At 71.9% G+C, this 14,274-nt stretch carries 13 protein-coding genes; 5 read left to right on the forward strand and 8 right to left on the reverse strand.

From position 1 onward, the window contains the following. Positions 1 to 22: 22 nt before the first annotated feature. From K377_RS03715 to K377_RS03725, 3 genes are all read left to right on the forward strand, one after another. Positions 23 to 934, forward strand: a complete 912-nt coding sequence (locus K377_RS03715) for an SGNH/GDSL hydrolase family protein (protein WP_111661674.1) — start codon at positions 23 to 25, stop codon at positions 932 to 934. 7 nt (positions 935 to 941) lie between these two features. Continuing rightward, a complete protein-coding gene (locus K377_RS03720; RefSeq protein ID WP_111661675.1) occupies positions 942 to 2,939 on the forward strand; it encodes a hypothetical protein in 1,998 nt (665 codons plus the stop codon). A 63-nt stretch (positions 2,940 to 3,002) separates the two neighbouring features. Beyond that, positions 3,003 to 3,269, forward strand: a complete 267-nt coding sequence (locus tag K377_RS03725) for a DUF6343 family protein (protein WP_111661676.1) — start codon at positions 3,003 to 3,005, stop codon at positions 3,267 to 3,269. 144 nt (positions 3,270 to 3,413) lie between these two features. Here the strand turns inward: K377_RS03725 and K377_RS03730 are convergent, their stop codons facing one another. The 6 genes from K377_RS03730 to rpsA form a co-directional block, all read right to left on the reverse strand. Beyond that, on the reverse strand, positions 3,414 to 3,821 hold the full coding sequence (locus K377_RS03730) for a tetratricopeptide repeat protein (protein WP_111661677.1): 408 nt from the start codon (positions 3,819 to 3,821) through the stop codon (positions 3,414 to 3,416). 37 nt (positions 3,822 to 3,858) lie between these two features. Further along, a complete protein-coding gene (locus K377_RS03735) occupies positions 3,859 to 4,242 on the reverse strand; it encodes a DUF3592 domain-containing protein (protein WP_111661678.1) in 384 nt (127 codons plus the stop codon). Continuing rightward, on the reverse strand, positions 4,239 to 4,847 hold the full coding sequence (coaE, locus tag K377_RS03740; RefSeq protein ID WP_111661679.1) for a dephospho-CoA kinase: 609 nt from the start codon (positions 4,845 to 4,847) through the stop codon (positions 4,239 to 4,241). Before coaE ends, K377_RS03735 begins: the two co-directional genes overlap by 4 nt. Before the next feature lie 59 nt (positions 4,848 to 4,906). Further along, positions 4,907 to 5,842: a PAC2 family protein gene (locus K377_RS03745; RefSeq protein ID WP_111661680.1), complete on the reverse strand. Its 936-nt coding sequence runs from the start codon at positions 5,840 to 5,842 to the stop codon at positions 4,907 to 4,909. A 104-nt stretch (positions 5,843 to 5,946) separates the two neighbouring features. Continuing rightward, positions 5,947 to 7,473, reverse strand: coding sequence for a flavin monoamine oxidase family protein (locus tag K377_RS03750; RefSeq protein ID WP_237551523.1), 1,527 nt, complete (start codon positions 7,471 to 7,473; stop codon positions 5,947 to 5,949). A gap of 323 nt (positions 7,474 to 7,796) precedes the next feature. Then, positions 7,797 to 9,305 (reverse strand): 30S ribosomal protein S1, encoded by a 1,509-nt coding sequence (gene rpsA / locus K377_RS03755; protein ID WP_111661682.1) that lies wholly within the window; start codon positions 9,303 to 9,305, stop codon positions 7,797 to 7,799. A gap of 354 nt (positions 9,306 to 9,659) precedes the next feature. Here rpsA and K377_RS03760 point away from each other — a divergent pair, with 354 nt between their 5' ends. Continuing rightward, a complete protein-coding gene (locus tag K377_RS03760) occupies positions 9,660 to 10,514 on the forward strand; it encodes a class I SAM-dependent methyltransferase (protein WP_258394978.1) in 855 nt (284 codons plus the stop codon). A gap of 34 nt (positions 10,515 to 10,548) precedes the next feature. Further along, the gene (hrpB, locus tag K377_RS03765; RefSeq protein WP_111661684.1) at positions 10,549 to 13,065 is read left to right on the forward strand and encodes an ATP-dependent helicase HrpB; all 2,517 of its coding nucleotides are present in this window, start codon (positions 10,549 to 10,551) and stop codon (positions 13,063 to 13,065) included. Here hrpB and K377_RS03770 read toward each other — a convergent pair. Then, positions 13,055 to 14,050: a DUF3068 domain-containing protein gene (locus K377_RS03770; RefSeq protein WP_111661685.1), complete on the reverse strand. Its 996-nt coding sequence runs from the start codon at positions 14,048 to 14,050 to the stop codon at positions 13,055 to 13,057. The two genes, hrpB and K377_RS03770, sit on opposite strands and share 11 nt — an antisense overlap. Positions 14,051 to 14,068: 18 nt before the next feature. Beyond that, a complete protein-coding gene (locus K377_RS03775; RefSeq protein WP_111661686.1) occupies positions 14,069 to 14,203 on the reverse strand; it encodes an SPW_0924 family protein in 135 nt (44 codons plus the stop codon). Positions 14,204 to 14,274 lie beyond the last annotated feature (71 nt).

Genomic DNA, 14,274 nt, shown 5'->3' on the forward strand with positions numbered 1-14,274 from the left:
GTGAGATTCAGGGAGCCGCACCGTGAACTCTTCGCGCAGCAAGGGACGTTCGAGCAGATCCGCGAAGACCCGCAGAGGTCTGGGAGCCGCGCTGGTCGCGGTGGCCGCCCTGGCGACGCTCGGCGCGGGCACCGCGCAGGCCGAGGCCGCCGCGCCCCAGGTGTACGTGGCGCTCGGCGACTCGATGGCGTCGGGCCCGCTGGTGCCGCCGATCACGGGCCCACTGGCCTGCGGCCGCTCCACCCGCAACTACGCGCACCTGCTGGCCGACCAGCTGAAGGTGACGACCTTCCGCGACGTGACCTGTTCCGGCGCGGACACCGACGACATGGCCAACCCGCAGAAGCTGTCGCTGCTCGGGGTGGACATGGGGACGGCGGCGCCCCAGTTCGACGCGCTCAGCGCCGACACCACCCTGGTCACGCTCACCATCGGCGGCAACGACGCCGGGCTCGTCGGTGTCGCGCAGGACTGTATGCAACTCGACCCGACGGCGGACAGCTGCCAGAAGAAGTTCGTCGTCGACGGCGTCGACAAGGTCTCGCAGAAGATCGAGGCGTTCGGCCCGAAGCTGGCGGCCGTCCTCGACACCGTCCACCAGCGCTCCCCGCAGGCCCGGGTGCTGGTCACCGGCTACGGCGACTACATCAAGAAGGGCGGCTGCTGGCCGATCGTCCCGGTTCTCGGCAAGGACGCCGACTGGCTCCAGGGCAGCGTCGACCACCTCAACTCGGTGATCTCCGCGCAGTCCGCCGCGCACGGCGCCGAGTACGTGGACGTGCGCACCCCGAGCGCGGGCCACGACGCCTGCCGCGCGGTCGGCACCAAGTGGGTGGAGGGTTTCGTGCCGACGGCCCCGGCGGCGCCGCTGCACCCCAACGCCCTCGGCGAGGCCGCGTACGCCCGCTTCATCGGCGCGCACATCGGAGGCTGACGCCACCGTGCGCTCCCGCTCCTTCGCCCTGACGCTCGTGGCGGCGCTGCTCGGCGCCGCCACGCTGCTCGCCCCGTCCGCGTCCGCGCACCCGCCCGCACCGCGGGGCGGCTGCGATCCGCTGACGGCCTCAGGCGGCGACTGCCTGCTGCCCTTCCCCAACGACTGGTACACCCGCACGGACGCCGGTATGCCGACCGGCCGCCGGGTCGCCTTCACCTCGGACATGCTGCCGCGCGGGGCCGCCGCACCTGCCGTGGACCCGACGGCCTGGAACCGTTCGGACGGCTTCTCGCCCGGCTCGGCCCTCCTCGTCCAGGTGCCGGGCCTCGACCTCACCACCACCGGCGCCGCCCCGCTGACCGACATCGGCAGCTCCCTCGACCGGGACGCACCGATCGTCCTGCTGGACACGACGACCGGTGAACGGTGGCCGTACTGGGCCGAGCTGGACGCCAACGCGACGGGCCAGGACCGTCAGGCGCTGCTGATCCACCCGGCGAGGAACTTCAGCGAGGGCCATCACTACGCCGTGGCGCTGCGCGACCTCAGGGACGCCACCGGCCACCGGCTGCCGACGCCGGACACGTTCGCGAAGGTGGCGGGCAGGCAGCTCCCGCGCCGCGACGCCCTGGCCGCCCGCCAACGCCAGCTCCAGCCCGCGCTGCGGACCTTGAGGAACCACGGGACCAGCACCGCCGACCTCTATCTGGCCTGGGACTTCACCGTCGCCAGCGCCCGCGGCCTGACCGGCGACCTGTTCTCGATCCGGGACGACGCCTTCCGCCGACTGGGCTCCGCGTCACCGCAGTTCGCGGTCACCGGCGTCAAGGACCTCACGCCCGACCAGGACGCCCGGATCGCCCGCGAGGTCACGGGCACGGTGACGGTCCCCAGCTATCTCTCCCTGCCGGGCGGCCCGCCCGGATCCGCCTTCCACCGGGGCCGCGACGGCACCCCGACCCGCCTGCCCGGCAACGTCCAACTGGCCGCGTTCCGCTGCGAGATACCCCGTACGGCCTTCACCGGAGAACCGTCCCGCCCGGCCCTGTACGGACACGGTCTGCTCGGCGGCGCGAACGAGGTCGGCGCGGGCAACGTCAAGGCCATGGCGGCCGAGCACGACTTCACCTTCTGCGCGACCGACTGGATCGGCATGGCGCAGGCCGACATCCCCGTCGTGCTCGGCGCGCTCGCCGACCTGAGCCGCTTCCCCGCGGTCCCCGAGCGCAGCGAACAGGGCATGCTGAACGCCATGTTCCTGGGCCGCGCCCTGATCCACCGGAACGGCTTGCCGGGCGACCCGGCGTTCCGCACCGCGGACGGCAGCCCGCTGATCGACACCGCGCACGGCCTCTCCTACGACGGCAACAGCCAGGGCGGCATCCTGGGCGGCGCCCTGGTGGCGGCCGCGAAGGACGTGCGGCGCGGGGTGCTGGGCGTGACCGGCATGAACTACGGTCTGCTGCTCAACCGCAGTGCGGACTTCGCACCGTTCCAGCAGGTCCTCGACGCCGCCTACCCGGACCGGCTGCGCCAGCAGATCGTCCTCCAGCTCTACCAGATGGTCTGGGACCGCGGCGAGACGAACGGCTACGCGCAGACCCTCGCCGGGAACGGCGACCGCGTCCTGATGCACCTCGCGTACGGGGACCACCAGGTCGCGAACGCGGCGGCCGACGTGGAGGCCCGCACCCTCGGTGCCCGCCTGCTCACCCCGGCGCTGGCCCCGGGCCGCAGCCCGGACAAGGTCCCTTACTGGGGCATCCGCCGGGCCGGGAAGCCGCCCCTGCGCGAGGGCTCCGCGATGGTCGTCTGGGACAGCGGCACGCCGACACCGCCGCTGACGAACACCCCGCCCACGGAACCGGCGTACGGCAAGGACCCGCACTCCGATCCGCGCGCCACGGCGGCGGCCCGGCAGCAGAAGGCGACGTTCCTGCGCACCGGGACCGTCATCGACGTGTGCGACCGGGCGCCCTGCCGCTCGCTTCCCACGCCGTGACGTGAAGAGGCACTCTGGAGGGGAGTGCCTCTTCACCCTCTTCACCACGCGGAGGTGGCGGCCATGCGTCTGATCCGGACCGGTGACGAACCGGTCACCGCCCGCAGCCCCCTGCGGCTGCGCCTGGGCCTGGCCCTGTTCGGCCTGCTGTGGACGACGGCCGGCACCGTGGCCTTCCTCCTCGCCCACCGCCCCGCCTGGGCCCTGGCCTGCGGCGCCCTCTGGCTGATCACGACGATCGACCTCCTCATGATCACCCGCCACATTCGCCAGGGCCCCCACTACCAACCGGGCCGAGACATCCCCCCGTACAAAAAAAGCGCCCCGTAAGGGGCGCGGGGAACGGCGCGAGAAGCGGCGACAACCCGCACCCGACAGACGAGAAGGCGCCCCGAAGGGGCGCGGGGAACGGCGCGAGCAACCACCGCCGACCTGAGCGAGCCGGCGAAAGGCCGACCCCCACGGCGCGACGGCTCAATCGTCGAACCGCGCCGCCGCCACATACTCAGGCTGCGGATCCAGCGCGGCGGCCAGCCGGAAATGCCGCCGGGCCTGCTGCGGCCGAGCCCACCGCTCATAGGTCCGGGCCAGCGCGAAGTGCGCGAACGCATTGTCCGGCTCCCGCTCGAGAACGATGGAGAACTCCAGCTCGGCGGCGCGCAACTGCGCGGCGGCGAAGAAGGCACGAGCCCGCAGCAGCCGCGCGGCGGTGTTCTCCGGATGCGCGGCGATCACGTCGTCGAGCAGCTTCACCGCACCACGAGGATCCCGCGCGGCGAGCAGCTGCTCGGCAGCGCGGTAGTCGATGACGTGCGTCTCCGGGGTGGCGTCGGACACGGTGTGCTCCCTTCCGGTGTCGACCACGTCAACGCCGTGGCCCATGGGGGCTATTCCTGCCCGCCGCGCACCCGCAGGACACTCAGCCGAGCGACACGGCGAGCACCATCCCGGTCAGCACGAGGACGGCTCCCGCCATCATGAAAATCCGGTCCACACCGGGCCGTTCCCCGCCGAGCAGCACGGTCTCGCGCGGGTCGTCGGTGTCGTACGCGACGCTGACGACACCGCCCGCGGGCAGGGGCAGCCGCTTGCTGGCCGGCACCGGCGAGACGACCTCTATGACCTGGCCGTCGCCGGTCGCGAACTGCAGCAGCGGCCGGTCGGACCCGGGCTGCGGCGGCTTGACCAGCGCCTCGACCACGTTCCCGGCGACCCGGACGCGCCGGGTGCGCTGAAGCCCGTAGGCGCCCGCGAGGAGGGCGACGAGACCGCCCATCGCGGTGAACGCCGCCAGAACGATCATTGCGAGGCGGTGCGCGCCCGGCGCACCAGGTCGGCCCAGACCGCGTCGACCTGCTCTCTGAGCCGGTCGAGGGACACGTCGTTGTCGATCACGACGTCGGCGACGGCGAGCCGCTTCTCGCGGGTGGCCTGCGCGGCCATCCGGGCCCGCGCGTCCTCCTCGCTCATGCCGCGCAGCCGCGTCAGCCGGTCGAGCTGGGTCCCGGCGCTCGCGTCAACCACGACGACCAGGTCGTAGAGGGGCGCCAGGCCGTTCTCCGCGAGCAGGGGCACGTCGTGGACGACGACCGAGTCCGGTCCCGCCGACGCGGCCAGCTCCGCGGAGCGCGCGCCGACCAGCGGGTGCACGATCTTGTTGAGCGTGGCCAGTTTGTCGGAGTCGGCGAAGACGATCGATCCCAGCTTGGGGCGGTCGAGCGTGCCGTCGGCCGTGAGGATGTCCTCGCCGAACGCGTCGACGACGGCCGCGAGCCCCGGTGTGCCGGGCTCGACGACCTCACGGGCGATGCGGTCGGCGTCGATGAGGAGCGCGCCGCGCTCCACCAGGAGTCTCGACACTTCGCTCTTGCCGGAACCGATTCCCCCGGTCAAGCCCACAGACAACAAGTCCGCGCCTCCCACTCGCCTCGGCACCCCGGCCCGCGGGGAGCGTCTTTGCGCCGAGCCTAGTCGCCTTCCCGCTCCGCCAGGAACCTCTCGAACTCCAGGCCGATCTCGTCCGCAGACGGGATCTCCATCGACTCGGCCAGCATGTTGCCCCGCGACTCGGCGCCGGCCGCCGCGTCGTACTGGTGCTCAAGGCCCTGGACGAGCGCGACGAGCTCCTCGTCGCCCTCCTGGATCTGCCGGTCGATCTCCGTCTGCGTGCGGTGCGCCTCGGTGCGCAGCCCGTGCGCGATGCCGGGCAGGACGAGGCCGGTGGCGGCGGTGACCGCCTCCAGGGCGGTGAGCGCGGCGTCCGGATACGCGGAGCGCGCGATGTAGTGCGGGACGTGCGCGGCGACGCCGAGCACGTCGAACCCGGCCTGCGTCAGCCGGTACTCGATCAGCGCCTCGGCGCTGCCCGGCACCTGCGCCTCCTCGAACGGGCTGCGGTGCCCGGGCACCAGGTCCGCGCGGTTCCCGTGCGGGGTGAGGCCGACCGGGCGGGTGTGCGGCACGCCCATCGGGATGCCGTGGAAGTTCACCGCGAGACGGACGCCGAGCCGCTCCACGATCTCCTGGACGGCCGCCGCGAACCGCTCCCACTCCACGTCCGGCTCGGGACCGGACAGCAGCAGGAAGGGCGCCCCGGTGGCGTCCTGGACGAGCCGCACCTCGATCGAGGGGACCTCGTAGTCGGTCCAGCTGTCGCGCTTGAACGTCAGCAGCGGACGGCGGGCCCGGTAGTCGACGAGCCGGTCGTGGTCGAAGCGCGCCACGAGCTGGTGCGGCAGCGCGTCGAGAAGACGCTCGACGATCTGGTCGCCGGTCTCTCCCGCGTCGATGTAACCGTCGAAGTGATAGAGCATGACAAGGCCGGCGGACTCCTGGGCGAGTGCCATGTCGACCGTGGCCAGGCCCTTCGGCTCCCATGTGTACAAATCCTGCGGATCAAGCACAGTGACCGCTCCTCCTCGTGTTCTTCAGGGGGAACGCGCGCGAAGGGCGCGAGCATTCCCGCCCGCGCCCTTTCTCAGCAGCCTCTTACATGTCCGACAGCCGGTCAGCTCGCCATCACGCGCGCGTGCAGCCTGGTCACCGCCCGCCGCGCCGACGTGAACGCGCCGTGCTGCCAGGCGTCGGTGTAGCTGAGCCAGTCACCGGCGAAGTAGACGCGGCCCGACGGCTCGTTGAGCGCCTTGTAGCGCGGATCGTCGGGGCCGCCGGGGGTGTTGTGCCAGGCGCCTTCCAGGTGCGGGGTCTGCCGCCAGTGGTGGGAGAACGACGTGGCGAGTTCGGTGCGGTACTTCTCGCCGTAGATCTTCACGCCCTGCGCGACGGCCCGCGCCTCCCGCGCCGCCGGGCTCAGCTTCGCGTACGCGTCCGCGTCGTCGCCGTAGTTGTAGTACCCGATCATGACGCCGCGCTCGCCGTGAAACCCGTACGACGGGTGCCAGATGTGGCTGAGGTCCATGTCGGTCTCGGTGATGCCGCCGTAGATCCGGTGGTCGAGCTCCCACCAGCGGGACCGGTACTCCAGGCCGATCTTTCCGGCGGACTGCGGGGTGATCGCCTCCAGGGCGCTCTGCACGCCCGAGCCGAGGTTGTGCGGGATCTTGGCGAGGATGTTGGGCGGCAGCGCGCCGACGCAGAAGTCCGCCTCGACGGTTCTGGTGCGTCCGCCCTGCGTGTAGGTGACGACGACCCGGTCGCCCTTGTCCGTGATGTTGCCGACGGCCGCCCCGGTGTGCACCCTGCGGGCGCCGATGGCCTTGGTCAGCGCCTTCGGTATCTGATCCATGCCGCCCACGGGCTGGAACATCAGCATGGCCTGGTCGAAGCCGAACTCGAAGGAGAAGTACCGTCCGACGCCGCTCGCGAACACCTCGGACGCGGACGGTACGTCGCCGAGCGGCACCCCGGGCGTCCCGGTGGCCGCGGGCACGGTGGTGTAGCCGCGCCGCTCGCCGCCGTCGTAGGTCAGCTTGTCGCCCAGCTCACCGAAGTCGGCCAGGAAGTCGACGAGTCGTTCCTGGTCGGTGGCGGTCAGCTCCTTGTCGAGCGCCCCCTTGTTCGTCGCCTTCGCGAGCAGCTCGGACAGATAGCCGTACACGTCGGCCTTGGCGGTGCGGTAGCGCACGGGCTTCGTCATGCCGGCCGACTCGTTGAAGAGGTAGGCGTCGGCGTTGGTGTTGGTGAACACCTCGATGGGGACGCCGAGTTCACGGCAGTAGTCGAGGGTGACCATCCACTGCGGGAGCCGCGCGGGCCCGGCGTTCATGTACTGGCCGTCGCTGAAGCGCGCGGTCTGTTTGTTGCCGTACAGGTCTACGGTCGTGTCGCCGCCCCGCACCGTGAAGTTGCGGCCGCCCGTACGCTCCCTGGCCTCCAGGACCGTACAGTCGTAGCCCGCCTTGCCCAGCTCGTAGGCGGTGGCGAGCCCGGCGATGCCGCCACCGACGATCACCACCTTCGCGGCGCCCCGCCCGCCGAGCGTGAAGTCCCCGGGTCGCGGTGCGCGATAAGGGAGTTCACGCTGCGCGGCCTGTGCCGTGGGGGCGAGCCCGAGGGCGCCCATGGTGGCGAACATGGCGCCCGCGCCACCGGTGAGTCCGACGTTGCGCAGGAACGCCCGCCGGCTGTTCCCCGTACCTGCCATCCCCTGTACCACTGCCATGTGCCCGGCTCCCCTCGAAAACCCTGGGTGATCTTGCACGACCCGGGGATCCTGACAAGGAGCTGTTACGGCACGGCTGCAACTGCTGTATCGCACACATTTCGAGGTGCGACATGCGGCGCCCTGTGAGGGGCGCGAGCAGCCACCCACGGCTCGCGGACGAGAACAACAGTGGGCCCGCACCCCGAAGGGTGCGGGCCCACTGTCAACTACCTGGCGGAACCCGAAGGTTCAGCTCAGCTCTGACCACCGGCCAGCTTCTCACGCAGCGCGGCGAGCGCCTCGTCCGAAGCAAGCGCACCGGAGTTGTCGTCCGACTCCGAGGAGTACGAACCGCCGCCGCCACCGGAGGCAGCCGGGGCCGCGCCGGCGCCGGCGACAGCACCCTCGGCCTCGGCCTGGGCGTCGGCCTCGCGGGACTTGATGACCTGAGCCTGGTGCTGCTCGAAGCGCTGCTGCGCCTCGGCGTACTGGGTCTCCCAGGCCTCGCGCTGGGTCTCGAAGCCCTCGAGCCAGTCGTTGGTCTCGGGGTCGAAGCCCTCGGGGTAGATGTAGTTGCCCTGGTCGTCGTAGGACGCGGCCATGCCGTACAGGGTCGGGTCGAACTCGACGGCCGACGGGTCGGCGCCGAAGGCCTCGTTGGCCTGCTTCAGCGAGAGGCTGATGCGGCGGCGCTCGAGGTCGATGTCGATGACCTTGACGAAGATCTCGTCGTTGACCTGGACGACCTGCTCCGGGATCTCCACGTGGCGCTCGGCCAGCTCGGAGATGTGGACCAGACCCTCGATGCCCTCGTCGACGCGGACGAACGCACCGAACGGAACGAGCTTCGTGACCTTACCCGGGACGACCTGACCGATCTGGTGCGTGCGGGCGAACTGCTGCCACGGGTCCTCCTGCGTCGCCTTCAGCGACAGGGAGACACGCTCGCGGTCCATGTCGACGTCGAGAACCTCGACGGTGACTTCCTGGCCGACCTCGACAACCTCGGACGGGTGGTCGATGTGCTTCCAGGAGAGCTCGGAGACGTGGACGAGACCGTCGACGCCACCCAGGTCCACGAAGGCACCGAAGTTGACGATCGAGGAGACGACGCCGGAGCGGACCTGACCCTTCTGCAGGGTGGTGAGGAACGTCTGGCGCACCTCGGACTGGGTCTGCTCGAGCCAGGCACGGCGGGACAGGACCACGTTGTTGCGGTTCTTGTCCAGCTCGATGATCTTCGCCTCGAGCTCCTTGCCCACGTAAGGCTGGAGGTCGCGAACGCGACGCATCTCGACGAGGGAGGCCGGCAGGAAGCCACGGAGGCCGATGTCGAGGATGAGACCACCCTTGACGACCTCGATGACGGTACCGGTGACGATGCCGTCCTCTTCCTTGATCTTCTCGATGGTGCCCCACGCACGCTCGTACTGCGCGCGCTTCTTCGAGAGGATCAGGCGGCCTTCCTTGTCCTCCTTCTGGAGAACCAGGGCCTCGATCTCGTCGCCGACCTTGACGACCTCATTGGGGTCGACGTCGTGCTTGATCGAGAGCTCGCGGCTCGGGATGACACCTTCGGTCTTGTAACCGATGTCGAGGAGAACCTCGTCCCGGTCAACCTTGACGATGACGCCGTCGACGATGTCGCCATCGTTGAAGTACTTGATCGTCTCGTCGATGGCGGCGAGGAAAGCTTCCTCGTTACCGATGTCGTTGACCGCAACCTGCGGGGTGGTGGCGGTGGTCTCGGTGCTGCTCGTCATGTGGGAAAGGGCTCCGGCGGACATTGAAAGTCGGTGGGTACTGCTACGCCGGGACCTGTTTCGCACCGAAGAAGCCGGACAGCCTAGGAAGCGCCGAATCCCGAGCTTCCGGGAGGCGCCTCGACAACCGAGGGGACATACGACAGATGCGAGCGCAGCCTGCTATGTCTGAGGAACGCAGGCCCGCAGCGCAACTTGTAGCATACGGGGGCAGCCGGACACGGTCAATGCGCGAAGGCGCACACCCGGGGCGGATCGCCGCATACCCGGCACACATCGCGTCCCACGAGGCCATGAGGTCCGCAGTGCCCGCAGATTAGTACCAGGGAGCCGATCATCCAAGAGTCCGGACCAATCGAAGCGTACGAGCCGTCGTCCCCCGCGAATTCGGTCGACGAGGATTCCACGGCCACCCGGCGTGACGCGGACACCACGGAGAGTTCGCGGGCCAACCGCGGCTGGTGGGACCGGAACGCGGACGACTACCAGATCGAGCACGGCACGTTCCTCGGCGACGACCGTTTCGTCTGGGGCCCCGAGGGGCTCGACGAGGTGGAGGCCGAGCTGCTCGGCCCGCCCGAGGAGCTCGCCGGCAAGGACGTCCTGGAGATCGGCGCGGGCGCCGCCCAGTGCTCGCGCTGGCTGGCCGCCCAGGGCGCCCGACCCGTCGCCCTCGACCTCTCGCACCGCCAGCTCCAGCACGCGCAGCGCATCCAGGACGGCGCCGCGATCCGGGTGCCGCTGGTGGAGGCGGACGCGGGCGTGCTCCCGTTCCGGGACGGCTCCTTCGACCTGGCCTGCTCCGCGTACGGGGCGCTCCCCTTCATCGCGGACCAGGTGCAGGTGCTGCGCGAGGTGCACCGGGTGCTGCGGCCCGGCGGCCGTTTCGTCTTCTCCGTCACGCACCCGATCCGCTGGGCGTTCCCCGACGAGCCGGGCCCCGAGGGCCTGACCGTCTCGGCCTCCTACTTCGACCGCACCCCTTATGTGGAGCAGGACGACGAGGGCCGCGCGGTCTACGTCGAGCACCACCGCACCGTCGGGGACCGGGTCCGCGACGTGGTGGCCGGCGGCTTCCGCCTGGTGGACCTGGTCGAGCCGGAGTGGCCCGCGTGGAACACCCAGGAGTGGGGCGGCTGGTCGCCGCTGCGCGGGAACCTTATCCCGGGCTCGGCGATCCTCGTCTGCGAGCGGGACGACCGGGCGTAGGACCTCTCGTACGGGCGTGCTGGAGACTGGCTGCGTGATCCGCAGCGATGCCCTCTCCGCCCTGCCCATCCGCTCCGCCGTGCCCGCGCTGCGGCGCGCGCTCGACGGGGCCGGGGTCGCCGTGCTCGTCGCGCCGCCCGGCACCGGCAAGACCACGCTCGTACCGCTGGTCCTCGCGGGCCTGCTCGACGAGGGCGCCCCGGTGCGCCGGGTCGTGGTGGCCGAGCCCCGGCGGATCGCGGCGCGGGCCGCCGCGCGGCGGATGGCGTGGCTGCTGGGCGAGAAGGTCGGTGAGCGCGTCGGTTTCACGGTGCGCGGCGAGCGGACCGTCGGCCCGCGCACCTGTGTCGAGGTCGTCACCACCGGGGTGCTGCTCCAGCGGCTCCAGCGCGACCAGGAGCTGGCCGGTGTCGACGTGGTGATGCTCGACGAGGTGCACGAGCGGCATCTCGACGCGGACACCGTGGCCGCCTTCCTGTGCGACGTACGGGAGACGCTGCGGCCGGAGCTCGAACTGGTCGCCGCGTCGGCGACCACGGACGCGCAGGGCTGGGCGCGGCTGCTGGGGGACGCGCCGGTCGTCGAGGCCGAGGGCGTCGCGCACCCGGTGGAGGTGGTGTGGGCGCCGCCCACCGCGCCGGTGCGGCCGCCGCACGGGATGCGGGTGGACCCGGCGCTGCTCACGCATGTGGCGTCGGTGGTGCGGCGGGCGCTGGCCGAGCGGCCGGGCGACGTGCTGTGTTTCCTGCCGGGCGTCGGGGAGATCGCGCGGGTGGCCGGTCAGCTGGGGAGTCTCGGCGGGGATGTCGAGGTGCTCCAGGTGCACGGGCGGGCGCCCGCCGCCGTGCAGGACGCGGTGCTCTCGCCGGGCGCGCGGCGCCGGGTGGTGCTGGCGACGGCCGTCGCGGAGTCCTCGCTGACGGTGCCGGGCGTGCGGATCGTCGTGGACGCGGGGCTCGCGCGGGAGCCCCGCGTCGATCACGCGCGCGGGCTGAGCGCGCTCACGACGGTACGGGCGTCCCGCGCGGCCGGGACGCAGCGCGCGGGCCGCGCCGGGCGGGAGGCTCCCGGGACGGTCTACCGATGCTGGGCCCAGGCGGAGGACGGGCGGCTGCCGCGGTTCCCCTCCCCCGAGATCAAGGTGGCGGACCTCACGGCGTTCGCGCTCCAGGCGGCCTGCTGGGGCGATCCCGAGGCGTCCGGTCTCGCGCTGCTCGACGCGCCGCCCGGCGGGGCGATGGCGGCGGCGCGCGAGGTGCTGGTGGCGGTCGGGGCGGTCGACGGGGCCGGTTCCGGGCGGGTGACGGCGCGCGGGCAGCGGCTCGCGCGTCTCGGGCTGCATCCGCGGCTCGGGCGTGCGCTGGTCGACGCGGCGCCGGTGGTGTCCGCGCGGCGGGCCGCGGAGGTCGTGGCGCTGCTGAGCGAGGAGCCGCCGCGCGCGTACGGGGACGATCTCGGGCAGGCGCTGCGTACCGCCCGGCGCGGGGGTGACGCGTATGCCGGGCGGTGGGCCGCGGAGGTGCGGCGGCTCTCCCGGATGGCGTCCGACGAGCCCGGCGGGAGCGGCGCCGCCCTGTCCGACGAGCGGGCCGCCGGGCTCGTCGCCGCCCTGGCGTTCCCCGAGCGGGTGGCGCACCGCTCGGGCGGGTCCTTCCTGATGGCGTCGGGCACGCGCGCGGACGTCGGGGACGGGTCCGCGCTGCGGGACGCGCCGTGGGTGGCCGTCGCCGTGGCCGACCGGCCCGTCGGCGCCGGGCACGCGCGCGTGCGGCTCGGGGCCGTGGTCGACGAGGAGACCGCCCGGTGGGCCGCCGCGCCGCTGGCGTCGGAGGGCGACGAAGTCGCCTGGGCGGACGGCGAGCTGGTGGCCCGGCACGTCACCCGGCTCGGGGCGGTCGAACTGACGGTGCGGCCGCTGAGGAACCCGTCCCCCGCCCTCGTACGGGAAGGTCTGCTGGACGGCCTGCGGCGGGAGGGGCTGGGGCTGCTGCGCTGGGGCCGGGAGGCGGACGCGCTGCGGCAGCGGCTCGCCTTCCTGCGTCGGCACGTCGGGGAGCCGTGGCCGGACGTGAGCGACGAGGCCCTGTACGCGCGCGTGGACGACTGGCTGGAGCCGGAGCTGGGGCGGGCCCGGCGCCGGGCGGATCTGGCCCGGATCGACGCCGGGGCGGGGCTGCGGCGGTTGCTGCCGTGGGCGAGCGGGGACGCGGCGCGCTTCGACGAGCTGGCCCCGGAGCGGATCTCGGTGCCCAGCGGATCGTCGGTGCGGGTGGACTACGCGAACCCCGAACAGCCGGTGCTCGCGGTGAAGTTGCAGGAGATGTTCGGCCTTCAGGAGACGCCGGCCGTGGCGGGGGTGCCGGTCCTCGTGCATCTGCTGTCCCCCGCCGGGCGGCCCGCGGCCGTCACCGCCGACCTGGCCTCGTTCTGGCGGGACGGCTACCGGTCGGTGCGGGCCGATCTGCGCGGCCGGTACCCGAAGCACCCGTGGCCGGAGGACCCGGCCACGGCGGAGCCGACCCGGCACACGAACGCGCGGCTCAGACGCTGACCGGCTCCGGCTCGTCCAGCGCCTCGGGTTCCGGGTTGCCGGGGCGGCGGCTGCGCGCCTCCAGCCACAGGGCCAGGGCGAGCAGCAGGACGCCGAGGACCAGGAAGCCCCAGGGGAGGTACGAGGTGAGCAGCAGGACCAGGGTGCGCTGGGACTTGACCAGGTCGACGGTGTCCTCGATGTAGTCCTCGCGCATCTTCACGTCGCCGGCGAACGCGGTGATCTTCTTGCCGTCGCCGCCGACCAGGGTGCCGCCGCGCATCTCCTCCTTGTGCTTCTCCGCGCCGTAGACGGGGGCGCCGGTGGTGGGGTCGACCAGGAAGGTGCGCACGGTCGTGTACCACATCTCGGTGCCGGTCTTGGCGACGGATTCCGCCGTGATGCCCTTGACCGGCATCTTCTTGGGGAAGGGCACCTTGGTCCAGGGGATGGTCTGCTCGAAGCGGTAGACGGTGACGCCGCGGAAGTCCTCGGTGCCCTTGTAGTGGATGGGGCGGGTGATGCGGGCGCGCGCGTCGAAGTACTCGTAGTCCCGCTTCTCGGTCAGGAACGGCCACTTGAACTCGATGCCCTCGCGCTTGACCGGGTCGCCGTCGACGGATTCGCCGGTCGCGTGCACCGGTTCCTGGCTGTGCGCGTCGAAGATGTAGCGCTCGGGGATCTGGGAGACGAACTTGCCGTCGGGGCCCACGATGTAGCTGAGGCCGTCCCAGACGACGACGTCACGGCCGGCGCTCTTCTCGATCTTGTCGGACTCCTCGACGTTGCCCTTGAGGGTCTGTACGACGGTGAGCTTGGGGACCTTCTTGGCCTGCATGGTGCCGTAGTCGACGAGGGTGGCGTTCTTCGCCTCCAGGACCATCGTCTGGTACTGGTTCGCGGGGATCTTCGCCAGGCGGGGGAACGCGTACCAGCGCATCAGCGGGGACATCGCCGTGAAGAACACGGCGAAGGCGAGCAGGATCAGGCTTGCCTTGCGGCGCATCTCGGCGGCCCTCCTCGGCTAAGGGTGCTTGGGGACGGTGGTGAGCAGGGGTTTCGGGGAGGTCTCGCCCGCGGGGGCGCCGACCGCCGAGATGGTGAGGACGAGGGCGAGGGCGGCGGTGAGGCCGATCGCCGCCGCGATGAGGGCACGCATGTCCGGCCTCCCGAGTCTGGATCTGATGGACCGTCAGGGTCTTGGGTCGGTGCACCGTAGCAACGCCGGAC

Origin of the sequence: Streptomyces sp. PsTaAH-137 (genome assembly GCF_003259365.1) — a bacterium.
Classification (GTDB): domain Bacteria; phylum Actinomycetota; class Actinomycetes; order Streptomycetales; family Streptomycetaceae; genus Streptomyces.

Excerpts from the sequence above, each read along its gene's own strand:
- rpsA (WP_111661682.1), bottom strand. The coding sequence starts at position 9,305 with ATGACGAGCAGCACCGAGACCACCGCCACCACCCCGCAGGTTGCGGTC.
- K377_RS03775 (WP_111661686.1), bottom strand. The coding sequence starts at position 14,203 with ATGCGTGCCCTCATCGCGGCGGCGATCGGCCTCACCGCCGCCCTCGCC.
- K377_RS03730 (WP_111661677.1), bottom strand. The coding sequence starts at position 3,821 with ATGGGCCACGGCGTTGACGTGGTCGACACCGGAAGGGAGCACACCGTG.
- K377_RS03725 (WP_111661676.1), top strand. The coding sequence starts at position 3,003 with ATGCGTCTGATCCGGACCGGTGACGAACCGGTCACCGCCCGCAGCCCC.
- K377_RS03750 (WP_237551523.1), bottom strand. The coding sequence starts at position 7,473 with ATGTTCGCCACCATGGGCGCCCTCGGGCTCGCCCCCACGGCACAGGCC.
- K377_RS03735 (WP_111661678.1), bottom strand. The coding sequence starts at position 4,242 with ATGATCGTTCTGGCGGCGTTCACCGCGATGGGCGGTCTCGTCGCCCTC.
- K377_RS03770 (WP_111661685.1), bottom strand. The coding sequence starts at position 14,050 with ATGCGCCGCAAGGCAAGCCTGATCCTGCTCGCCTTCGCCGTGTTCTTC.